The organism is Ruegeria sp. CL5 (genome assembly GCF_056536485.1).
This window is the reverse complement of the sequence record NZ_JBQFPS010000001.1, coordinates 384,670-405,816: the sequence shown is the minus strand read 5'-3', so window position 1 is coordinate 405,816 and position 21,147 is coordinate 384,670. Positions and strand designations below refer to the sequence as shown.

The window sequence follows — 21,147 nt, the reverse complement described above, 5'->3', positions numbered from 1 at the left end:
TTCCCAATTTGTTCTCAATTGAGGATTGCCGTCAGCGCGACAAAATCAGGCGTCCGTCAGCAAACTGGATATTCGAGAACCGATGCAGATATTCCATCCCCAGCAGGGATTGATCCAGGTCGCCCTCATTGACCGAGGCCGGGATATTGCGATCCGTGATCGGGCCCAGAGACAGGCTGTCCAGCCGAATCGGAGCCGTACGCACGATGCCATTGGCCGTCGAAGCGCGGCCCAGATAGTTCAATTGATCCGTATCGATTCCAATTCGTTCGGCATCTTTCGGACTAATGACGATATTGCTGGCCCCGGTATCGACCAGAAAGGTCACGGCTTTGCCATTCACAAGCATCGGCAAATAGTAGTGTCCATCATACGAGCGGGGCACTTCGATCCTCTGATCGGTCACGGTCAGTTGTGGGGTAGGGCTGACGGTCGAGCGGATGTCATCCCACAGCCCGACTACGGCGATAACGCCGATAAAGATGAACACCCAAGCCGCGACCTGCTGCATGGTTTTGCCCAATGACTGGCGGTTCTGAGTGAAAAACCACATCAACAGGGCGGCTCCCAGCAGAACCAGATAGGTCAATCGCCCAAAATCTTCGCCATCCATTCAATCACCCGAATACAGTTGTCTGATGCCAATATGGTGCCTCAGGAGGCGAAACCAAAGGCTTTAAGGCCATCTAGAATGAACTGAACCGATAGTGCGGCCAGCAGCATACCCAGCAGCCGTGTCAGTACGTTCAACCCGGTTTTGCCCAAGATGCGAGCAATCAGACCTCCGGCCAGAAAGAACACAAAAACAACCAGCATGACGCCCAGCATGACGGCACAGGCGGCTGCGATCCCTTGAATGCCGGGGTTCTGTCCGGCCAACAGAATGATAGTTGCGATCGAGCCTGGTCCGGCGATCAGAGGAATGGCCAACGGGAACACCGACGGGTCAGGATGCTCTTCCTCTTCCGCACGGTTCTCGCGCCGCTTGTTGCGCCGCTCGAACAGCATGTCGAGCGCGGTCAGGAACAACAATGCGCCGCCGGCCACTTTGAACGCAGGCATCGAGATACCAATAAAGCCCAGAACCGCCTCACCAAACGCGGCGAAGACGATCAGGATGAAAACGGCGGTCAAGCAACTGCGAATGGCAATCTTACGGCGCGTTGCGGCATCCATGTCCTGTGTCAAAGCAACAAAGACCGGCGTAGTGCCGAACGGGTCGATCACCACGAACATCGTGGTGAAAGCAGTTATGAAAAAGGCCATGTCGATCATGCTGCGCTCTCTGCCTGTTCCAAGCGTTCTGCGGCGGCAACCCAAAGGGCCTCAGCCTTTTGCATGGCCTCGACCACCTCGGCGAACTTGCGGTTCCAGGTTTCCAGATCGTTGATCCGGTCGTCTTCATAGAGCGCCGGATCCGCCAGCTTGGCCGATAGCTTGTCGTGCATATCCGTGAGTTTCTCGACCCGATCTTCACATTTGCGCAGATCTGCGCGCAGCGCCAATACCGTCTCGCGTGATGCACGTTTGGGTTTGGCGGTCTGTGGCTTCTCTTTTACCGGTTTTTCGCGGGACAACAGAAGGGAGCGATAGGCCTCAAGATCGCCGTCGAAGGGCTTCACGTTGCCATCCGAGACCAGCCATAGCCGGTCAGCGACAAGCGACAGTAGATGCATGTCGTGGCTGACCAAGATAACCGCGCCGGAATAGGCTGTCAGCGCCTCAACCAACGCCTCGCGGCTTTCGATGTCCAAGTGGTTGGTCGGTTCGTCGAGGATCAGCATATGCGGCGCATCTATCGTAGCGATCAGCAGTGACAAACGCGCCTTTTGCCCACCCGACAGACGACCGACCAGCGTTTCCGCCTGATCCGAATTCAACCCGAACCCTGCCAGGCGCGAGCGCCACTTGCCGGGTGCCTCATTCGGGCGCAGGCGGCGCAGGTGATCCAAAGGCGTTTCGTCCACATGCAGCTCATCCACCTGATGCTGTGCGAAATAGCCGATGCGCAGCTTGGAACTGCGGGTCATTTTTCCCGCCATCAGGGGCAGTCGGTCGGACAGCAGTTTCGAAAGGGTCGACTTGCCTTGACCGTTCTTGCCCAGCAAAGCGATGCGATCGTCCTGATCAATGCGTAGGTTCAGTCGTCGCAGAACCTCGGTCTCGCCATAGCCAGTCACACCGCCCTCAAGCTGGATGATCGGGGGCGACAGCTCTTCCGGCTCGGGGAAGGAAAAGGCGCGCAAAGCTGCCTCTTGTGGGGTTGAGACCAGTTGGATGCGTTCGATCATCTTGAGGCGAGATTGGGCCTGAACCGCCTTTGAGGCTTTGTAACGGAAGCGATCCACGAAACTTTGCAGATGTGCGATGCGCGCCTTGGCCTTGGCATTCTCGGATTCTGCCTGCGCCAGACGTTCGGCGCGGCGTTCGGCAAACTTGTCATAGGGAACCGCATAATATGTCAGCTTGCGGTCTTCGAGATGCAGAATTGAGCCCACCGCACGATTTAGAAGCCCACGGTCGTGGCTGATGATGATGACAGTATGTGGGTATTTCGCCAGATAGCTTTCCAGCCACAGCGCACCTTCGAGGTCCAGATAGTTGGTCGGTTCGTCCAGCAGCAGCAGATCTGGCTGCGAAAATAGCACCGCGGCCAGCGCCACCCGCATGCGCCACCCACCCGAGAAATCCGAACAGGGCTTCAGCTGATCTTCATCGTCAAAGCCCAGTCCTTTGAGGATCGAGGCCGCGCGCGCTTCAGCCGACCAAGCGTCGATATCAGTCAGACGTGTTTGAATCTCAGCAATCCGATCCGGGTCGGTCGCGCTGTCAGCTTCGGCCATCAATGAACTTCGTTCGACATCCGCTGCCAGAACGGTGTTGATTAGCGAGACATCCGACGACGGCACCTCCTGCGCCACGCCGCCGATCCGCGCGCGTTTCGGTAACGAGATATTGCCTGATTCCAGCGACAGCTCACCACGGATCAACCGGAAGAGCGTCGTCTTTCCGGTACCATTGCGCCCGACAAGGCCGACCTTGTGGCCGTCGGGAATGGTCGCACTGGCCCCGTCGAACAGGGGACGGCCTTCAACGGCATAATTTATGTTCTCAATCCGTAGCATGACGCGCTCTTATCAGAGCATCCAAGACGCCGCCAGAGGTCGCCATGTTCAAGCCAGAAGCAATGTGTTAGCGCTGTTCCGGTTCGTCTTCCAAACGGTTTCAATATGCGTACGGCTCAATCACCTCCGACCCTGATAACGCTGATCTTTGCAACGGCACTCTCGGTTCTGACACTGAACATGTTCCTGCCGTCGCTGGCGCATATGAGCGAAGATTTTGGTGTGGATTATGGCCTGATGAACGTATCTGTGGCCGGGTATCTATGTGTCTCGGCGGTCTTGCAGTTGATCGTCGGGCCGCTGTCGGATCGTTACGGGCGTCGACCGGTACTGCTGATCGCGATGACAATATTTGTTGTCGCATCAATCGGGTGCGTGCTGGCAGACTCGATCTGGGCATTCCTTGCGTTTCGGATGGTTCAGGCGGCGGTGGTGGCCGGGCCGGTTCTGTCGAGCGCTTCGATCCGCGACCGATACCCCCCAAATGAAGCAGCCAGTAAACTGGGCTATGTCGCGATGGCGATGGCGCTGGCACCGATGCTTGGACCGATGCTGGGCGGTGCGCTGGACATGCTGTTCGGTTGGCGCGCCGGGTTCGTAATGTATTCGTTTCTTGGAGCAGGGGTACTGCTGCTGTTGTGGTTCGACATGGGTGAAACCAACACCAACCGATCCTCAACCTTCGCCGCGCAACTGCGCGAATACCCTCATCTGTTTCGCGCACGCAGGTTCTGGGGCTACGCCTTATGCGCTGCGTTCTCTATCGGCGGTTTTTTCAGTTTCATCACCGGCGCACCGCTAGTCGCTGCGGCCTGGTTTGATCTCAGCCCCGCCATGCTGGGCCTTGGGATCGGGATCATCACGGGCGGTTTTATGGTCGGCAACTTTGTCACCGGGCGCATCGCAAAGCGCACTCAACTCACCACAATGATCCTATTCGGTCGGATCGTGGCGTCGGTTGGGCCGTTCTGCGGATTGCTGCTGTTCATCGGCAACATGGGCTCGGTCTGGGTATTTTTTGGTTCCGCCATCTGCGTTGGTTTCGGAAATGGTCTGACCAATGCAAATGCCTCGGCTGGCGTCATGTCGGTGCGCCCGAAACTGGCAGGCAGTGCTGCCGGCCTGTCAGGCGCACTGATCGTGGCACTGGGTGCAGTCTTGACCATGATGACCGGAACTTTTGTGAGTCCTGAAAACGGGCCTTTTCTTGTATTGAGCATGATGTGCGGCAGCAGCTTTGTTGGATTGCTGGCAGTGCTCTATGTCCGACGGTTGGATCGTACCGACCCACTGCCTGAGGCGATCTGAACGATAAACGATCATAACGCTTTTCATGAGGCAAATACCATGCTAGGCGGCGCGCGATGGATTTCGGCGCAGGTTTTGCGCCCTTAAGTCAAGGAGAGGCCAATATGGCACTGGAACGCACATTCTCGATCATCAAGCCCGATGCAACCCGCCGCAATCTGACTGGCAAGATCAATGCCAAGTTCGAAGAAGCTGGCCTGCGCATCGTTGCGCAAAAGCGCATCCACATGACCAAAGCCCAAGCAGGCAAGTTCTACGACGTCCATGCTGAGCGTCCGTTCTATGACGAACTGTGCGAATTCATGTCGTCGGCACCGGTTGTTGTCCAGGTTCTGGAAGGCGAAGGAGCAATTGCGAAGAACCGTGAAGTTATGGGTGCGACCAACCCCGCTGACGCTGCACCCGGCACCATCCGCGCCGAGTTCGCCGAGTCGGTTGGCGAAAACTCGGTTCACGGTTCGGACGCTCCGGAAACTGCTGCGGTTGAGATCGCCTACTTCTTCTCGGGCATCGAGCTGGTCGGCTAATCTGTCGTCAGATCAAAGTTTTAGGCCGTGCCCTTGTTGGGCGCGGCCTTTTTTGTTCTTAGACAGGTTTGAGGTCACTTGCCGATACACGCACGCCAACGGCATCCAGATCTGAAATCAACTGGCTTTCAGGCGCCCGACTGGTGCTGGACTTGATCGCATCGAACCGTTCACGCAACGCCTTCTTTTCCTCGCCTCTACAGTCATTCCATGGGCGCCCTTGCAAGCCCATGACTAAGACATAATAGCCGATGAAATGCGGGCGGGTTCCGGCCTGCAACAGGCGAGCATATGCCTCATCAGCACCAAGATCGCGTAACTGCTGAGCTGTCATAATTCCCACCCGTGCGCAGGCCTGTTCGAACGCTGGGCCAAGATTGCGGATTGATGAAATCGGGTCAGACATGCCTTGTCTTATCCGGTCCGACGTGGCCTGTCATCCGACAAGGTTGTTTGCTGCAGTCTATTCCGCTACCCAAACGTCAGGGGGGCGAAGCATGAACGACATAAGTCTAGAGAGTATTGCGCAAAATCTGGACCTGACAAACCCACCTGAGGGGTTTGTCGATGACCCATTTCCCTTTTACGATGCTTTGCTCGAATACGCACCGATACTGCGTCAACCAGATGGTTCCGTACTGTTGTCTCGTCATGCAGATCTGGATGCGATTTATCGCAACACGACGCTCTACTCTTCGGACAAAGAGGCGGCGTTTGGTCCTAAATTTGGAGTTGGTTCGCCGTTGTTCGAGCATCACACAACGTCGCTGGTGTTCTCTGACCCGCCGCTCCACACACGGGTGCGCAAAATCATGACCTCGGCCCTGACGCCGCGCGCAATTGCGCGGATGGAGCCGGGTTTGATCGAAACTGTTGATGTATTGCTCGACGATATGGAAGGCAAAGCACAGGTGGATCTGATTGAGGATTTTGCATCGACGATTCCGATCCAGATCATTGGTAATCTGCTGGACGTCCCTATGGATGAACGTGCACCGCTAAGGAATTGGTCTTTAGCTATTCTTGGTGCTTTGGAACCCGCTTTGACGGACACTCAGCTGGAAATAGGCCACAGCGCGGTATGTGAGTTCAAAGCCTACCTTCAGGACCTCGTTGCCCGTCGCCGTGCAAAACCGGGTGATCCTGAGATTGATGTTTTGACCCGCCTGATCCGAGGTGAGGGTGCAGATGAAAAATTAAGCGAAATTGAGCTGTTACAGAATTGTATCTTCATCCTAAACGCCGGCCATGAGACCACCACCAATCTGATCGGCAATGGGTTGGCATTGCTGAACGACCACCCGGCACAACGCAAACGCCTGCTGGATAATCCTGACCTGATCGCTTCGACAGTCGAGGAGGTCTTGCGCTTTCGGTCCCCCAATCAGTTTGGCAACAGGGAAACCACGGCTGAGGTTGAGATCGGGGGACATCTGATCGTCAAAGGAACGAACCTGCACCTCTGTATCGGTGCGGCGAACCGCGATCCGGAGGTCTTTGCCGACCCCGTGCGTTTTGACATCACGCGCAAACCGAACCGGCATCTGGCGTTCGCAGGTGGGCCGCATGTTTGCGTTGGCCTGACACTGGCGCGGCTTGAAGGTCGCGTGGCGTTAGGGCGATTGCTGAACCGGTATCCCGATTACCAGGTTCAGGGACCTAGGGTGCATGGTGGGCGCATTCGCTTTCACGGATATGCCTCTCTACCTGCAGTTCTTTAGTTATATATCACAATGACTTGCGGCTTGAAATTCAATTATTAAAACTTGCGTGAAAGCCTCAGAATCGTCTCCAGACCGGGCTTGCGGTTCCGCGCCTGAAAGCTGCCCCCGTGCATATGCGAGATGGCCGCTACAAGTGCGAGACCTAGCCCCGCATTACGCCCAGTCCGTGCGGGATCAAGTGTGACGAAGGGCATCTGCAACCGGGACAGATCGTTTTCCGGTACACCGGGGCCACGATCACGGACGCTAAGCAATGCATAATCCTCATCTTCCCGGATTTCGATGGTGATCGCAGTGCCGGGAGGCGCATAGCGCATCGCGTTTTCGAGCAGGTTTGACAATGCCTGAGAGAGAAGTGGGCGGTGACCCTGGATCGGTTCGGCGTTACCAACAACTTCAAGACGGATATTCTGATCAGAAGCGACAGGTTCATACAATTCAACCACATCACCGACCAGTTGCGGCAAATTAACCGGCTCGAACTGCTCGCGCCCCAAACCGGCTTCTGCCCGCGAGATCTCGGTCAATTGGCTAAGGACGCGCAGCAGATGATCAATTTCCCCAGTCGCACGGGCCAAGTCGATATCACGGTCCTGTTCGCTTTTTCCGGGTTCGGCAAGAGACTCGACGCGCTGACGAAGTCGCGACAGGGGCGAGCGCAGGTCATGGGCGATTGAGTTGGAAGTTGTGCGCAGGTTGCTGATCAGCTCTTCGATGCGATCAAGCATGTTGTTCAAAGTGCCTGCAACTTGGTCGAATTCGTCACCTGTTCCGCGCAAGGGCATGCGCAGGGCCAGATCGCCTGAAACGATATTGTCGGCGGTGTCGGCAATATCCTTTAGCCGCGAGAACACAAGCCGAGTTAGCAACCAACCGGTCAACAGGCTAAGCGCAAGCGCGGTCGCCAGTGCCAGAGCTACCGAGCGAAGAAGAACACGATCAAATTGCTGTCTTGCCAGCGCATCTCGCCCAACCAGCAATCTTTCACCACCCGGCAGTCTGATGGAAGCAGCAGAAATCGGAACGTGTTGATCGGTATCCCCTTTGCGCAACTGCAGATCGACCCACCCACTGCCCGCTGTGATTCCTTCGGGCCAATGAGATAAATTTCCCGCCAGCTTTGTACCCTGCCGACCGGTTAACAGATACAACGCATCGCGCTCGGCCGCTGTTGGCAATCGCCTCTCGATCGCAGTGATCAAACCGATCATGCCGCGCCGTTCATATTCATCCGCCAATCCGGTGAGCTCAGCCGACACGACCGAGCGCGTTTCGCCCGTAATCGTGCGGTTGGCAGTCACATAGACCATCGCAAGCACCGCCGCTGTTAGCAACGTGCTGAGAACCATACTGGCCAGAACCAGCCGCGTACGTGAATTTTTGAGCGACAGGCGCAGGTTATCCATCCGAAACCATGTAACCGGCCCCACGGACCGTTTCAATAATCGGGTCGGCCCCGTCTTCATCGAGTTGGCGGCGAAGCTTCGAGATATGCACGTCGACTACATTGGTGTTCGGATCAAAATGATAATCCCACACCCCTTCTAGCAACATGGTGCGCGAGACGACTCGGTTCTTGCGCCGCAGAAAGAACTCCAGAATCTGAAATTCGCGCGGGGTTAGAGTGATTTCCCGGCCACTGCGCGTGACTTTGCGGGTCAACAAATCCATCTCAAGATCGCGGCAGGCGAGGGAAGGGGTTTCTTCTGACTCTTGTGGACGGCGCAGCAGCGCCTCGATCCGAGCGTGGAGCTCCTGGAACGAAAATGGTTTGACCAAATAGTCGTCAGCGCCAGCACGCAGGCCTTTAACGCGTTCGTCGACCGCGCTCATGGCGGTTAGCATCAGCACAGGTGTTTTTACCCCGGCTGCACGCATTGATTTGATCAGCGACAACCCGTCCAAGCCTGGCAACATTCGATCCAGCACGACTGCGTCAAATCCGCCATCGGTGGCGTGGTACAACCCTTCGCGGCCGTCTGATGCAACTTCGACAACGTACCCTTCTTCGCCAAACCCTTTGGCAATGAAGTCCCGTGTGTCTTGGTCATCTTCAACGATTAACAGGCGTCTACTCATAATCAGGGCTCCTTCACATCGGGATTTAAACACACATACTGTTTGAAAAAAACATGCCGGGTGCGATGCCGCACCCGGCTGTTCCGGCGGCGCGTGGACAATCCGCGTCGGCCAGAAATAAGCGCACCAGATTTCCCCATCATGTGGCGCGCTTAGGTGTGGGGTCAGACGATTTCGACCGCGACAAATATTTGGTTGCCGCCACGGTTGATAAGAACCAACGCTGGATCGGTCTTTTCGCTTTCCAGTGCTTCCTTCAGCGCATCCGGCGAAACCGTATCCAGATTGCCCAGCCGGACGATTACATCGCCGCGTTGCAAACCAGCTTTGGCCGCAGGGCTTTCGGGCTGGAGATCGGTGACAACAACGCCATCGACAGTTTCCGCGACACCGACTTCTGCACGGGCGCTTTCTGTCAGCGGAGCCACGATAACGCCAAGTTTGGTGCCTTCGAATTTGTCTTCCGCCACGCTGTCAGTAGCCGCTGATGCCGCCTGATGTTGGCCGATCGTCAGCTTGATCTGTTCTTCCTTGCCGTTACGCAGAACTGTCAATGTGCTGTCGGTGCCAACTTTGGTGGTTCCAACCAGAACGGGAAGTTCATTACTGGATTCAACGGTATCGTCGTTGAAAGTCAGGATCACGTCGCCTTGCTGCAGCGCGCCATCGGCGGGGCTGTCCGGGACAACATCGGATACCAGGGCGCCGGTAGCGACATCAATTCCCATTGCTGCCGCCAATTCGGGGCTCACATTCTGAATCGAAACACCCAACCACCCGCGGCTGACTTCACCGTCATCCAGCAGATCAGCTGTAATGTGATCGACAATATTGGATGTGACCGCAAAACCCAATCCAACCGAACCTCCGCTTGGCGAATAGATTGCCGAGTTCACCCCGATTACTTCACCTTCCATATTGAACAGCGGTCCACCCGAGTTACCCTTGTTGATGGCGGCATCAGTCTGGATGAATTCGGCGTACGGTCCTTCCGAAATATTGCGGCCCTTCGCCGATACGATGCCAGTCGTAACAGTCGCGTTCAGACCGAACGGGTTGCCGATGGCCACCACGTCTTCGCCGACGCGGATGACATCGCTGTCACCCAGTTCGACGGCCTGCAAGTCTTCACCGGCATCGATCTTGAGTACGGCAATATCCGTTAGCGGATCAGTGCCTATGACTTCAGCTTGGAACGTACGGTCATCGCTCAGGCGGACGGTCACTTCAGTTGCGTTGTCGACAACGTGGTGATTGGTCACGATGTAACCCGCCTCGTCCAGCACGAATCCAGAGCCCAAACCCTGGCTTGGACCGCGCTGTGGCATGTTGAACCCTTCCGGGCCTCCAAAGCGTTCAAAGAATTCACCAAAGGGGTGACCTTCGAAATTGAAGTCCTGCCCCTGCGCCTGTTTTGGCGTTGCGTCTTGTTTGGCGATGATTGTCACCACCGAGGGTGAAACCGTTTCGACCAGATCAGCCAGCGCCTCGTCTGCCATTGCGGGCAGAACGGTTGTGGCCAGCATTGCCGCGCCCAGTGCGCCAGCCCCCATCCAGCTGGATGTGCTTGGTAGAAGCAGTGAGGATTTCCGGATGCTCATTTTGACTCCTGTCTGTGTTTGGCGGTTGATCCCGCGCATTCAGACAGGAGATGCCCCAGCAACCTTGGGATATCCTGAGAGAAAAATTAAGAAACCTTAATTTCGCCACGTTTCGCCGCTTTAATGACTCTGTTCGAAAGGGCTTAACAGCGAGAATCAGCTTGGGAGAATCGGGGCGAATCGGTGGATTGTTGCCGACGAAGTCGATAATTTCGGAAAAGTATTGAATTGAATCATTTTTGTTAACAAAGAAACGGCGCGTGGACGGCCCGTCGAATTTCTCCCCTTAAAGTTGTATCGCGCAATCGATCTAATCTTTGAGTGCGTGTGTAGGTGTCTATGAAATAGGCGCAATGGGCGTATCGATGAACTATTAACGCTGTATTTGTTCCGATTAGAGTTATGGAGTTGCAACCAATGGTAGAGTCTTGAGTGTTGTATTGTTGCGCAAAAGCCAAACCGTCTTCGCTCAAATTTACCATTTCTTCCAATTTTACATTGTTTGAACGCATCTGATCGGCGACATTGGAGATGCCCAAGTGAGGGGGGCCTGAGACACTAGGGGGTGTCAAAGGCACATCTCAGTCTCCACAGCGCTGAGCGGCATGTTAACGAGGGGGTCTTGTTTAGGTTCTGCAGCTCAAAGTCGGACAGCCTGATTGGCGATCTGATAGTGCTTTAGAGATTGGTGAAAGTGGTAGTCCTGTTTTTGGGCATGCGGCCCGGTCGAAAACGACCGGGCCGTGTTTATTTCGGGTGAAGCCCTGAAGGTTGGCGGGCTACCCACTCTGCCCAATCCTCTGGCGTATCTAGATCCAACAGCGCATTTTGGCTGGGCAGGCGATGAAGGTGGACTGCATCCTTGTGACGCCGTACGACAGATTGCGCGCCACTGTCACCGGTCAGGTCTGTCAGTTCTGCAAAGAGAGAGCGATCAAAGATCACCGGGTGCCCAGGGACGCCCTGGTTGGTCGCACCGCGCCAAATTCGATTGGCAGGATGGGTTTTGACCGATTGCAGGACATTGCGTAGATCTGCAGTCGTAAGGTCCGGCAAGTCGGACAAGAGGATCATCACGGCCTTCGCATCGGCTGGGATTGCAGCCATCGCCCCCTTTAGACTGGCATTGATACCTTCCCGTGCGTCCGGGATTTCGACCGGCAGCATATCGAGATCTTTCAACACCGTATAGCGTGGATGAGGCATCGGGGGCAGGGCAACGAAAACAGGACCAACGGCAATCGCTCTTTGCGCGACACGGCGCAGCAGCGGCACGCCACCCACTGGCTGCATCAGCTTATCGGTCCCACCCATACGGCTGGATTGGCCAGCGGCGAGCAGTATGATGGGAATCTCTTTCATCTCGCCACCATGCCGCTAAGGTCAGATTGTGTCATCCCCGCATTCTTGCACCGTCGGCATCAAACAGAGGCGTGGTGATCACACGGGCCGCGCGCATCCTGCCCAGTATCTCAATCGCGACCTCGCAACCTTCGGTTGCTTGTTCGGTTGGCAGGAATCCCATTGCTATCGATTTGCGTGCATAGTGGGAATACCCGCCTGACGTGCAGAAGCCAACAACTGAACCATCAATCCATATCGGTTCATACGCGTTAACATCGGCATCGGCTGCATCGACCTCGAACGCAACCAAACGGCGATTGGTGCCAGCAGCGCGTTCGGCCTCGACAGCTGCGCGGCCAATGAAGTTGCTGTTCTTTGCGAATGAGATGAACCGATCCAGACCGGTTTCCGCGGCGGTATAGTCCGGCGAAAACTCGCGCATCCACGACCCAAAGAACTTGTCCAAACGCAGGCTCATCATCGCACGCATGCCAAATGGTGCGATGCCATGAGGTTGGCCTGCCTGCCATAAGGTCCACCAAAGCTGCCGCTGTGCCATCGGATCACAATAGATCTCATATCCCAGGTCACCGGTATAGCTGACGCGTTGAACGATGCAGTCTGTCATGCCGATGGTCATCTCGCGCACGTCAAGGAACCTAAGTGAACTAACATCATCCCGGGTACAGGCCGACAGGACCTCGGTGGCCTTGGGGCCAGCAATCTGAAAGCCGTTCAGCCGGTCACTGATGTTTTCGATGTTTATGCCTTCGTCCTGATTTTGCAGGAACCAGCGCATGTGAAACGCCTGGCTGCCATATGAGGCCGTGACGCGAAACTCATTTTCGTTCAGACAGGACACGGTGAAATCCCCGATCAATTTGCCATTGGGCGACAACATGGGCGTTAAAGAAACACGACCCGGTTTCGGAATTCGGCCTGCCATGATGCGATCCAGCCATGCCCGGGCACCGGCACCGGTGATGCGGTATTTGCCAAAATTGTGAACCTCGTTGATCCCCACACCTTCGCGCACCGCGCGGACTTCTCGGCCAGTGGCCTCAAAAGCGTTGGAGCGGCGGAAAGAGGGTGTTTCGAAATCTGGTTCATCCCCTTTGGCAAAGTAGTTCGGAACCTCCAACCCGTACTGCTGCCCCCATACGGCACCGAGATCGCTGAAGATGTCATACATCGGCGTGGTTCGGTTTGGGCGTGCGGCATGCAGCTCTTCGTTCGGATATGCGACGCTGAACCGTTTCTGATAGTTCTCAATCACTTTGGGGCGTGTGTAACCGGGGCTGATCCAGTCACCAAACCGGGCTACATCCATCGCAAACACATCGCGTTCAGGTTCGCCTTCGATCATCCATTGTGCGAGGGTCAGGCCAACCCCTCCGCCCTGGCTAAAGCCGGCCATGACACCACAGGCCGACCAGTAGTTCCGCACGCCGGGCACAGGCCCGACCAGGGGATTGCCATCAGGGGCAAAAGTAAACGGCCCGTGGATGACCGATTTGACCCCCGCCGCAGCCAGCACTGGGAAGCGTCGGTATGCAAATTCGATACTGTCGGTGATCTTGTCGAAATCATCAGGCAACAAAACGTGGCCAAACTCCCAAGGGGTTCCGTCAACGGCCCAGGGCTTACAGGGTTGTTCATAAAAACCGATGCACAGCCCGCGCCCTTCCTGCCGCAGATAGCTTTCTCCTGCAGGATCCATCACATGCGGATGCTCGCCACCTGCGTCGATAATGGCCTCGATATCAGGGATGGAGTCGGTAACCAGATATTGGTGCTCCATCGGATGAAGCGGGAAATAGATACCGGCCATGGCGCCGACCTCGCGTGCCCAAAGGCCGCCTGCATTGACGATATGTTCGGCATGGATAGTGCCTTTGTCGGTCACCACATCCCATGTGCCGTCAGGGCGCTGGTTGGTCTCACGCACCATGCAATGGGTTTCGATCGTGGCGCCGCCCATACGCGCGGCCTTGGCATAGGCATGGGTGGTGCCCGAAGGGTCTAAATGCCCGTCCAGGGGGTCATAAAGCGCGCCAAGTATACCATCGGTGTTGGTGATTGGAGCGATCTTCTTGATCTCTTCTGGCCCGACAATCTCGGTCTCAAGGCCCATGAACCGGTGTTTGGCACGCTCGGCCAGTAGCATGTCGAAGCGATCCTGATTGTCGGCCAGAGTGACGCCACCCACATGGTGCAGGCCGCAAGACATGCCCGTGATCTCTTCCAGCTCTTTATACAACCGTATGGTATAGCCCTGCAGGGCGGCCATGTTAGTGTCGCCGTTCAGCGTGTGGAATCCACCTGCCGCGTGCCAGGTCGAGCCGCTGGTGAGCTCGGACCGTTCCAGCAGCATCACATCCGACCAACCAAGTTTGGTCAGATGATAGAGGACCGAACATCCGACGACGCCCCCGCCAATCACTACAACACGGGTGGTGGTTTTCACGATGCATCTCCCTCGGCTTTTGGCCGAGCCTGCCGAGGGCTCTGGCGCAATACTATTCCGTTCGCGACACTGCGCGTCGCTTGTCAATTGCGAACGCTGCCGAACCTAAAGAGGTCGCACTTTGAGGGCCGTGATCCGGTTACCCTCGCGTGCGGTGACTTCGAACCGAAAGCCGTGGAATGAAAACACCTGACCTACGATCGGGATCATCTGTGCTTCGTGAATGACAAGACCAGCCAAAGTGTTGGCTTCTTCGTCCGGCAGGGCCCAGTCGAGGGCGCGATTGACGTCGCGGATGGTCATTGCACCTTCGACGAGGAATTGGCCATCATCGGTGCGGGTGACGGGTACTTCTTCGTCGATGTCGAACTCGTCGGCGATCTCACCCACGATTTCTTCCAGAATATCCTCGAGCGTGATCAACCCGCGCAGCGATCCGTACTCATCCACAACAAGCGCGAAATGGCTGTGCATCCTAAGAAACTCGCGCATCTGGTCGTCCAGAGTGGTGGTTTCAGGAACGAAATAAGGATCGTTGGCCACCTTTGCGATGTCGAAATTCTTAAGCCGCTCCGGATCGCCATCTGCACCGCCGACTTGGGCGTACATCGCGCGAAACAAGTCCTTGGCGTGGACCACACCCACGATGTTTTCCTGTTCCTCCCGGAAAACCGGCAGGCGGGTATGGGGGCTTTCCAGACATTGTTTGAGGATCGCCTCGGGCTCATCATCGGCATCGATCATCTCAATATTCGAGCGATGGAGCATTATCTCTTCCACCGCGCGATCACCAAGATCCAGCGCACCCAGAATACGGTCGCGATCTTCCTTTTCGACAACTCCTTCGGAATGGCCCAGTTGCAGCGCGCCAGCGATTTCTTCCCGCACCGCGAGGATGTTGCTGTCAGGGTCGATCTTTACGCCAAACAAGCGCAGCACTCCGCGCACGAGAAGCCGGACGGCGGCTACGACGGGCGAAAACACCGTCACGACAACACCGATAACAGGCGCGACCCATGCGGCGGCCTTTTCAGCGTTTGTAATAGCGTAGGTCTTGGGCAGCACTTCGGCAAAGATCAACACCAGCAAGGTCATCACCAGCGTCGCCAATGCCACTCCGCTTTCGCCGAATAGCCGCGTAAACAGTGCTGTGGCCAGCGAAGCCGCAAGGATGTTGACAAGGTTATTGCCCAACAGGACCGAGCCGATCAGGCGTTCGTTGTCGTCGGTAATATCCAGCGCCTTCTGCGCCCCGCGTGAACCTTTGTCAGCCTGCGCCCTTAGCTTTCCGCGTGATGACGCAGTCAGGGCGGTTTCCGAGCCAGAGAAAAAGCCCGATAGCACAAGGAGAAGAAGAATGGATCCAGTCGTGATCCAGAATGCACTGTCGAGCAAAGAAGAGGTGGGTTCCATCGGTCCTAGGTTATTCTTGTTGCTGCATCCGTTATGGGGCTGCGACCACGTCCGATCAAGGGGTTAGCCTTGATCTGTGGTGTCATCCTTGGCAAGCGGGTGGTGTTCCAGCACCAGTTCCGACAAGCGTTCATCCAGAACATGAGTATAAATCTCGGTTGTGGCGACATCCGCATGGCCCAGAAGTGTCTGGATCGAGCGTAAATCCGCACCATTGGCCAGCAGATGTGTCGCAAACGCATGGCGCAATGTGTGTGGGGTGACCTTCTGGGGTGAAACGCCGCCCTCGACGGCCAGTTCTTTGACCAGAAGGAAGAAGCGATGCCGCGTCAAATGCCCTGATTTCCCGCGCGAAGGAAACAGAAAACGCGATGCCTGTGCACCTTTTTTTATCGTTTGCTCTTCAGCCGCATCGCGGACCATGAGCCATCCGCTTAACGCTTCGCGGGCGGGAGGGGACAGTGGAACCATCCGCTCTTTGCCGCCTTTGCCAAGAACTAACAGCATCCGGGGATCGCCTCTGGCAGAGCTTACCGGCAACGACACAAGTTCAGTAACCCGCATCCCTGTTGCGTAAAGAAGCTCCATCAAACAGGTGTTGCGTATTCTGTCGGCTTCGGACCGACCCGTTCGGCGTGCTGCGGCAAGCAGGCGGTCAACCTCAGGCACATCCAGCGTTTTGGGCAGTCGTTTCGCACGTCCGGGGCCTTTGATCTGGATCGCGGGGTTGCTGTCACGCCATCCCTCCTCGAACGCAAATCGATACAACTGCTTGATCGCAGACAACCGCCGTGCGCGGGTGGCGCGGGACAGGCCCTGCGCATCGCAGTCGATCAAGTAGCCTTCGATCCTGTCTCGGTCAGCCTCGGCAAAGCCAGACTTTCGTCGTACCAGCCAATCTGAGAAATCCTTAAGGTCGCGTCCGTATGCAAGCAAGGTATTGGTTGCAGCCCCAAGTTCAGCGGCTTGCGCTTCGAGGAAGGTGGAAACCCATAGATCTTGAGACAAGGGTGCGGTCATCCTCAGGCCCCGTTCAGGATCATGAGCTGTAATGCAGCTCGGCGCGCGGTATCTTCGAGCCCGACACGTCGGAACGTGGCAATCGCGGCTGTCAGATCCACCAGATTGCCGCGCGCGCCATGGGCGAACAACTGCATCGTTTCCAGAATGGCCTCGCCCAACTGATCATTGAGCAGCATGGTGTTTATGTCCGAAGGGACAGGTGCAGACCAGGTAAAACCTTGTGAAATGGCATCAGCGAGTGGGGTAGGAGAGGGCGCGCGCTGCGGATCGCCTTGTGCAAGGGCAGACAAAAACTTGTTGGCGTCCGACTCGTCAGGCATTGAGCGTGCCGCGTCTTCATATAGTTCGGACAAAAGCAGAATACGCCAACGGAGGTTTTCTGCAGTCTGATCGGGCAACTTCATCGATGCCAGACGCGGCGCAAACAATTCGGCAAAGGGCACTTCCAGGCCGACCGATTTCATCTGTGCCCAAACAGCTGTTAACGCATTTGAAACTGGCCCTGGCTTGCCAGTTTCGAGCGCGGCTTCGAACTTTTGTATGGCTGAGACACGATCCCATACCGCACCTGAGGCTGCAGGGGAGCGTTCGGTATAAAGGCCAAGCAACTGGTTTGGCGTCAAAGCACCAATCCGCGTCAACCGTTCGGCAGCTTCGATCTGAGCTTTCCACCCCGCCACGTCCCGCAAATCAGCGTTTGCAAAGGCCCGAGGTAGAGATGCCGTGGGCAGGCGTTCACCAATGGCTTCGAACATTCGGAAGGTGAGAGGGTCGGGATCTTCGGGTTGCGGAAGATACTCGGCCCCTTCGAACAATTCCGGGCTGAGAAAGCGATCGAGCAGGGCAAGCTGATCGTCGGGCAATACCTGCAACGCATGTGCGGCTTCAAGTGTAAGCGCTGCCGAGGCCCAATCCCCTCGGCGCGCCTTACAGAATATCTGAGCGGCGTAATTCCTCGATAAATTCGGCTGAGCGATCAGGGCTGTGCAACTTCGATCTTCGTCACCGGTCAGCAACGTGGCATCGAACCAACGTCTAAAGCGGTCTTGCGTATCGGTCGGACCGGCCAGTTGAACCAAGGATTGCACCGGATCGGATGCGCCCAATTGCATAAGACGGTCCAGTCGCGCCATCAGTAATGTATCTTCCGCCTGCCCACCCGCTGGGGCGCGGGCTTCGGACAAGAGCAACGTAAACAACAATCGTTGCATCGCTGGGTTGGACTTGACCTGTACCTTCGAGATCAAATCCGCGAGCCGATCAGCATCGCTGCTGCGCCACAGGTCCACCGGCAGACCAGTGACTGAAGACGCAACCAACCCTAGAGGAGGGGACAGCGCCTCCAACGGGGTGACCTGCACCTCGGGTTGCAGTCCCGTCTGCGTCACAGGGGGTTCCATCAGCACCGTGCCCGGCAGGTTTTCTGGCGGGTCAGTTAGCCAGTCGATGACTGACAATGGCTCTTGCGTTTGCGCCTGTGCGGTTCCGGCCAGAAAAAGCGCCAGTAAGGTGCCTTTAGTCTGCATTCAGGATGACCGGCTCACGAATTTCATTTTGCGGGGCGGAGAAGTCTGCGCCGAAATACGGCCCGATATAGGCATACCCAACCAGCCCGATGAAACACAGGCAAATGAAGTATATCAGGAACTTGATCAAACGGCCCATGGGTGAACGCTGCCTCAATTTTTGCTTTTGGCCAAGTTATAACTAGCATTTTCCCTAAGATCACGTCATTCACGACGAAATGAGCGAAATTAAGCATAACACGGTGCCTTCTGACACAGCGACGCAGTTTCGACTGCACAAAACCGTCGTTTTGGTTGGAATGATGGGGGCAGGCAAAACAGCCGTGGGTCGTGCGCTGGCTGCCCGGCTGGGTGTTCCTTTTCTTGACAGCGATACCGAAATCGAATCGGCAGCCAACATGACCATCCCCGAAATCTTCGCACGGGATGGAGAAGCGTTCTTTCGCAGCAAGGAAAGTCAGATCATCGGGCGGCTTTTGGACGAAGAAAGAGGTATCCTGTCGACAGGTGGTGGTGCGTTCCTTGCCGAAGGTAATCGCAAAATGATCTCGGATCGTGGTGCCTCGGTTTGGTTAAAAGCTGAATTGGATGTGCTGTGGAATCGTGTCAAACACAAGGATACGCGGCCTCTGCTGCGCACAGCGGACCCCTATGCGACGCTGCGCGACTTGTATGAAGCTCGCGTGCCGATCTATGAACAATCTGATCTGGTGGCGGACTCGGATGGTGAGACCGCAATCGAAGATATGGTGGATCGGGTCATCGCCGCCTTGGTGACACGCCCAGATATTTTGGAACGAAATTAATGCATCAAACCGTACATGTAGACTTGGCCGAGCGTTCTTATGATGTTGAAATCGGCCCCGGACTTTTGGCGCAATCCGGGGAACGGATTGCCCCGCTGTTAAAGCGCCCGCGTGTCGCGGTTCTGACCGATGAAACGGTCGCGGGAATGCATCTGGATGCCCTGCGTGATGGATTGACCTCAGCCGGGATCGAGATGACCGCGCTGGCGCTTCCAGCAGGTGAGGCGACCAAAAGCTGGCCGCATTTTGAGCGCGCGGTGGAATGGTTGCTGGCGGAAAAGGTTGAACGGAACGACATTGTCGTTGCGCTTGGTGGCGGGGTGATCGGCGATCTGGCGGGTTTTGCTGCTGCAGTGATGCGGCGCGGAGTGCGCTTTGTTCAGATACCGACCTCGCTACTGGCGCAGGTCGACAGCTCGGTTGGCGGCAAGACCGGGATCAATGCGCCACAGGGTAAAAACCTGATCGGAGCGTTTCACCAGCCGTCACTGGTATTGGCCGATACTGATGTGCTGGGCACGTTACAGACGCGAGACTTTCTCGCTGGATATGGTGAGGTCGTCAAATACGGACTGTTGGGTGATGCCCAGTTCTTTGAGTGGCTAGAAGATAACGGGCCTCTGTTGGCATCCGGCGACATGGCAGCGCGAGTGCAGGCCGTCACGCGTTCGGTTCAGATGAAGGCCGATATCGTGGCACGCGACGAGACCGAGCAGGGCGACCGGGCGCTGCTCAATCTGGGTCATACCTTCTGCCACGCGCTTGAGGCTGCAACGGGCTATTCAAATCGTCTGTTGCACGGCGAAGGTGTCGCCATCGGGTGTGCGCTGGCGTTTGAGACCTCTTCTCGGTTAGGCCTGTGTTCGCAAGAAGACCCGAGCCGCGTCAGGGCGCATTTGCGTGCGATGGGGATGAAGACCGATCTGGCCGATATCCCGGGTGAATTGCCGGATGCAGAAACGCTGGTTGATCTTATGGCACAGGACAAAAAGGTCATGGACGGTCAGTTACGGTTCATTATGGCACGAGGGATCGGGCAAGCTTTCGTCACACCGGATGTGCCCCGCGAGACGGTGGTTTCTGTACTAGAGGACGCGTTGGAGGTGTGATTGAGGCTTAGCGCCCCTGGATCACCATCAACTCGCCGATATTTTCACGCGTGATATAGCCGACCATGTGCCCCGATTTGGTGCATACGGCAATCGCGGGCGCACCTTTGTGTAGGCCATTCAGGACTTTGTCCAATCCGCTGGTCAGCTCAACCTGCGGAATATTAGTATCCATAATCGAGACCGCCGATTCCGAGCGGGGATGGTCACCCGCCAATGCGGTAAACAGGCGATCACGGGTCACGAACCCCATAAGACTGCCGTCTTGTGCCAGTACCGGAAACTCGTGCTGGGTTGTGTGAATGACTGCTTGTGCTGCTGTTGCCAATGTATCGTCCGGCGATAACGCCTTAAACTCGGTGATCATCGCATCCCGAGCCATCACGCGCCGTGCAACTGAACGCAACGCAACGTCCTGATTCTCGGCATTAGCAGCGATGAAAACAAAGACGGCGATCAGGACCAATATTGGATTGCCTGAGGTCAGCCCCAGAAATCCAAGCCCAACAGCAACGATCTGACCACCGAGTGCTGCAATGCGGGTTGCCTTGGCGCGTTCCATTTTCATGCACAGCAAGGCGCGGAAGACGCGTCCTCCATCCATCGGGAAAGCCGGGATCATATTAAAGGCCGCCAACAGCAGGTTCACATAGGCCAAACGGCTGAGCAAGCCGGTTGCGGCCGAGTCAATCTGGTCGAGTGAACCAAGCTGTATGCTTGCCCCCAAGACAACAAGAATTGCCCAAATCGCGATGTTTACGGCGGGTCCAGCGAGGGCGACCCAGACCTCTTGCATCGGTTTTTCTGGCATTCGCTCAAGGCGCGCCAGCCCGCCAATCGGTAACAGAGTGATGTCAGGGGTACGGATGCCATATCTCCGCGCCATCAGCGCGTGGCCGAACTCATGCGCCACAACACAGGCAAACAAGGCGAGTACGAATACGACATTGTCAATCGCCGCAGGCAAGCCGCCGCTGGAATAGGCCGCAAAACCAACCCAGGCGAGCAGCAAAAAGAAGGTGATATGGACCCTCAGTTCCGAGCCGAGTAATCGGCCAAGTGAGAAGGACCATGCCATATTTAGTCTCCGCTTGG

General features: G+C 56.3%; 19 protein-coding genes. 5 read left to right on the top strand and 14 right to left on the bottom strand.

All coding sequences use genetic code 11. From position 1 onward, the window contains the following. Positions 1-31: 31 nt before the first annotated feature. From ACR0IU_RS02015 to ACR0IU_RS02005, 3 genes are read right to left on the bottom strand one after another with little or no spacing between them, the layout of a single operon-like run. The gene (locus ACR0IU_RS02015) at positions 32-613 is read right to left on the bottom strand and encodes a TIGR02281 family clan AA aspartic protease (protein ID WP_170469630.1); all 582 of its coding nucleotides are present in this window, start codon (positions 611-613) and stop codon (positions 32-34) included. A gap of 41 nt (positions 614-654) precedes the next feature. Next, on the bottom strand, positions 655-1,275 hold the full coding sequence (locus ACR0IU_RS02010) for a MarC family protein (RefSeq protein ID WP_170770555.1): 621 nt from the start codon (positions 1,273-1,275) through the stop codon (positions 655-657). Continuing rightward, positions 1,272-3,125, bottom strand: a complete 1,854-nt coding sequence (locus ACR0IU_RS02005) for an ABC-F family ATP-binding cassette domain-containing protein (protein WP_480715067.1) — start codon at positions 3,123-3,125, stop codon at positions 1,272-1,274. The genes ACR0IU_RS02010 and ACR0IU_RS02005 overlap by 4 nt, the downstream gene beginning before the upstream one ends. 105 nt (positions 3,126-3,230) lie before the next feature. Here ACR0IU_RS02005 and ACR0IU_RS02000 point away from each other — a divergent pair, with 105 nt between their 5' ends. Both ACR0IU_RS02000 and ndk read left to right on the top strand, forming a co-directional pair. Then, a complete protein-coding gene (locus ACR0IU_RS02000; protein ID WP_480715066.1) occupies positions 3,231-4,433 on the top strand; it encodes a multidrug effflux MFS transporter in 1,203 nt (400 codons plus the stop codon). A gap of 104 nt (positions 4,434-4,537) precedes the next feature. Then, positions 4,538-4,960 carry a nucleoside-diphosphate kinase gene (gene ndk / locus ACR0IU_RS01995; RefSeq protein ID WP_008757405.1) on the top strand — a complete coding sequence of 141 codons (423 nt, stop codon included), beginning with the start codon at positions 4,538-4,540 and terminating at the stop codon, positions 4,958-4,960. 58 nt (positions 4,961-5,018) lie between these two features. Here the strand turns inward: ndk and ACR0IU_RS01990 are convergent, their stop codons facing one another. After that, positions 5,019-5,366 carry a TfoX/Sxy family protein gene (locus ACR0IU_RS01990; protein ID WP_480715065.1) on the bottom strand — a complete coding sequence of 116 codons (348 nt, stop codon included), beginning with the start codon at positions 5,364-5,366 and terminating at the stop codon, positions 5,019-5,021. A 91-nt stretch (positions 5,367-5,457) separates the two neighbouring features. On the opposite strand from ACR0IU_RS01990, the gene ACR0IU_RS01985 reads away from it, so the two are divergent. Next, positions 5,458-6,681 carry a cytochrome P450 gene (locus tag ACR0IU_RS01985; RefSeq protein ID WP_480715064.1) on the top strand — a complete coding sequence of 408 codons (1,224 nt, stop codon included), beginning with the start codon at positions 5,458-5,460 and terminating at the stop codon, positions 6,679-6,681. Positions 6,682-6,719: 38 nt separating this feature from the next. Here ACR0IU_RS01985 and ACR0IU_RS01980 read toward each other — a convergent pair whose 3' ends face one another. From ACR0IU_RS01980 to ACR0IU_RS01940, 9 genes are all read right to left on the bottom strand, one after another. Continuing rightward, positions 6,720-8,090: a sensor histidine kinase gene (locus tag ACR0IU_RS01980; RefSeq protein WP_480715063.1), complete on the bottom strand. Its 1,371-nt coding sequence runs from the start codon at positions 8,088-8,090 to the stop codon at positions 6,720-6,722. Beyond that, positions 8,083-8,763 carry a response regulator transcription factor gene (locus ACR0IU_RS01975; protein WP_010439589.1) on the bottom strand — a complete coding sequence of 227 codons (681 nt, stop codon included), beginning with the start codon at positions 8,761-8,763 and terminating at the stop codon, positions 8,083-8,085. The genes ACR0IU_RS01980 and ACR0IU_RS01975 overlap by 8 nt, the downstream gene beginning before the upstream one ends. A gap of 164 nt (positions 8,764-8,927) precedes the next feature. Beyond that, the gene (locus ACR0IU_RS01970) at positions 8,928-10,364 is read right to left on the bottom strand and encodes a Do family serine endopeptidase (protein ID WP_480715062.1); all 1,437 of its coding nucleotides are present in this window, start codon (positions 10,362-10,364) and stop codon (positions 8,928-8,930) included. A 747-nt stretch (positions 10,365-11,111) separates the two neighbouring features. Beyond that, positions 11,112-11,726: a nucleotidyltransferase family protein gene (locus ACR0IU_RS01965; RefSeq protein ID WP_480715061.1), complete on the bottom strand. Its 615-nt coding sequence runs from the start codon at positions 11,724-11,726 to the stop codon at positions 11,112-11,114. A gap of 31 nt (positions 11,727-11,757) precedes the next feature. Next, positions 11,758-14,175, bottom strand: coding sequence for a GcvT family protein (locus ACR0IU_RS01960; RefSeq protein WP_480715060.1), 2,418 nt, complete (start codon positions 14,173-14,175; stop codon positions 11,758-11,760). Positions 14,176-14,280: 105 nt separating this feature from the next. Further along, positions 14,281-15,588 carry an HlyC/CorC family transporter gene (locus tag ACR0IU_RS01955; protein ID WP_170778892.1) on the bottom strand — a complete coding sequence of 436 codons (1,308 nt, stop codon included), beginning with the start codon at positions 15,586-15,588 and terminating at the stop codon, positions 14,281-14,283. A gap of 63 nt (positions 15,589-15,651) precedes the next feature. After that, positions 15,652-16,608, bottom strand: coding sequence for a tyrosine recombinase (locus tag ACR0IU_RS01950; RefSeq protein ID WP_480715059.1), 957 nt, complete (start codon positions 16,606-16,608; stop codon positions 15,652-15,654). Positions 16,609-16,610: 2 nt separating this feature from the next. Then, a complete protein-coding gene (locus ACR0IU_RS01945) occupies positions 16,611-18,137 on the bottom strand; it encodes a hypothetical protein (protein ID WP_480715058.1) in 1,527 nt (508 codons plus the stop codon). Next, positions 18,127-18,276: a hypothetical protein gene (locus ACR0IU_RS01940; protein ID WP_480715057.1), complete on the bottom strand. Its 150-nt coding sequence runs from the start codon at positions 18,274-18,276 to the stop codon at positions 18,127-18,129. The genes ACR0IU_RS01945 and ACR0IU_RS01940 overlap by 11 nt, the downstream gene beginning before the upstream one ends. A gap of 79 nt (positions 18,277-18,355) precedes the next feature. Between ACR0IU_RS01940 and ACR0IU_RS01935 the strand changes: the two genes are divergently transcribed. Further along, positions 18,356-18,943 carry a shikimate kinase gene (locus tag ACR0IU_RS01935; RefSeq protein WP_480715056.1) on the top strand — a complete coding sequence of 196 codons (588 nt, stop codon included), beginning with the start codon at positions 18,356-18,358 and terminating at the stop codon, positions 18,941-18,943. Continuing rightward, the gene (gene aroB, locus ACR0IU_RS01930) at positions 18,943-20,052 is read left to right on the top strand and encodes a 3-dehydroquinate synthase (RefSeq protein ID WP_480715055.1); all 1,110 of its coding nucleotides are present in this window, start codon (positions 18,943-18,945) and stop codon (positions 20,050-20,052) included. Before ACR0IU_RS01935 ends, aroB begins: the two co-directional genes overlap by 1 nt. A 7-nt stretch (positions 20,053-20,059) precedes the next feature. Here the strand turns inward: aroB and ACR0IU_RS01925 are convergent, their stop codons facing one another. Beyond that, on the bottom strand, positions 20,060-21,130 hold the full coding sequence (locus ACR0IU_RS01925) for a site-2 protease family protein (RefSeq protein ID WP_480715054.1): 1,071 nt from the start codon (positions 21,128-21,130) through the stop codon (positions 20,060-20,062). Positions 21,131-21,147 lie beyond the last annotated feature (17 nt).

Bases quoted from the DNA above. Each gene is read 5' to 3' on its own strand.
- ACR0IU_RS02015 (WP_170469630.1), bottom strand. From the start codon at position 613: ATGGATGGCGAAGATTTTGGGCGATTGACCTATCTGGTTCTGCTGGGA.
- ACR0IU_RS02010 (WP_170770555.1), bottom strand. From the start codon at position 1,275: ATGATCGACATGGCCTTTTTCATAACTGCTTTCACCACGATGTTCGTG.
- ACR0IU_RS02005 (WP_480715067.1), bottom strand. From the start codon at position 3,125: ATGCTACGGATTGAGAACATAAATTATGCCGTTGAAGGCCGTCCCCTG.
- ACR0IU_RS02000 (WP_480715066.1), top strand. From the start codon at position 3,231: ATGCGTACGGCTCAATCACCTCCGACCCTGATAACGCTGATCTTTGCA.
- ndk (WP_008757405.1), top strand. From the start codon at position 4,538: ATGGCACTGGAACGCACATTCTCGATCATCAAGCCCGATGCAACCCGC.
- ACR0IU_RS01990 (WP_480715065.1), bottom strand. From the start codon at position 5,366: ATGTCTGACCCGATTTCATCAATCCGCAATCTTGGCCCAGCGTTCGAA.
- ACR0IU_RS01985 (WP_480715064.1), top strand. From the start codon at position 5,458: ATGAACGACATAAGTCTAGAGAGTATTGCGCAAAATCTGGACCTGACA.
- ACR0IU_RS01980 (WP_480715063.1), bottom strand. From the start codon at position 8,090: ATGGATAACCTGCGCCTGTCGCTCAAAAATTCACGTACGCGGCTGGTT.
- ACR0IU_RS01975 (WP_010439589.1), bottom strand. From the start codon at position 8,763: ATGAGTAGACGCCTGTTAATCGTTGAAGATGACCAAGACACACGGGAC.
- ACR0IU_RS01970 (WP_480715062.1), bottom strand. From the start codon at position 10,364: ATGAGCATCCGGAAATCCTCACTGCTTCTACCAAGCACATCCAGCTGG.
- ACR0IU_RS01965 (WP_480715061.1), bottom strand. From the start codon at position 11,726: ATGAAAGAGATTCCCATCATACTGCTCGCCGCTGGCCAATCCAGCCGT.
- ACR0IU_RS01955 (WP_170778892.1), bottom strand. From the start codon at position 15,588: ATGGAACCCACCTCTTCTTTGCTCGACAGTGCATTCTGGATCACGACT.
- ACR0IU_RS01950 (WP_480715059.1), bottom strand. From the start codon at position 16,608: ATGACCGCACCCTTGTCTCAAGATCTATGGGTTTCCACCTTCCTCGAA.
- ACR0IU_RS01945 (WP_480715058.1), bottom strand. From the start codon at position 18,137: ATGCAGACTAAAGGCACCTTACTGGCGCTTTTTCTGGCCGGAACCGCA.
- ACR0IU_RS01940 (WP_480715057.1), bottom strand. From the start codon at position 18,276: ATGGGCCGTTTGATCAAGTTCCTGATATACTTCATTTGCCTGTGTTTC.
- ACR0IU_RS01935 (WP_480715056.1), top strand. From the start codon at position 18,356: ATGAGCGAAATTAAGCATAACACGGTGCCTTCTGACACAGCGACGCAG.
- aroB (WP_480715055.1), top strand. From the start codon at position 18,943: ATGCATCAAACCGTACATGTAGACTTGGCCGAGCGTTCTTATGATGTT.
- ACR0IU_RS01925 (WP_480715054.1), bottom strand. From the start codon at position 21,130: ATGGCATGGTCCTTCTCACTTGGCCGATTACTCGGCTCGGAACTGAGG.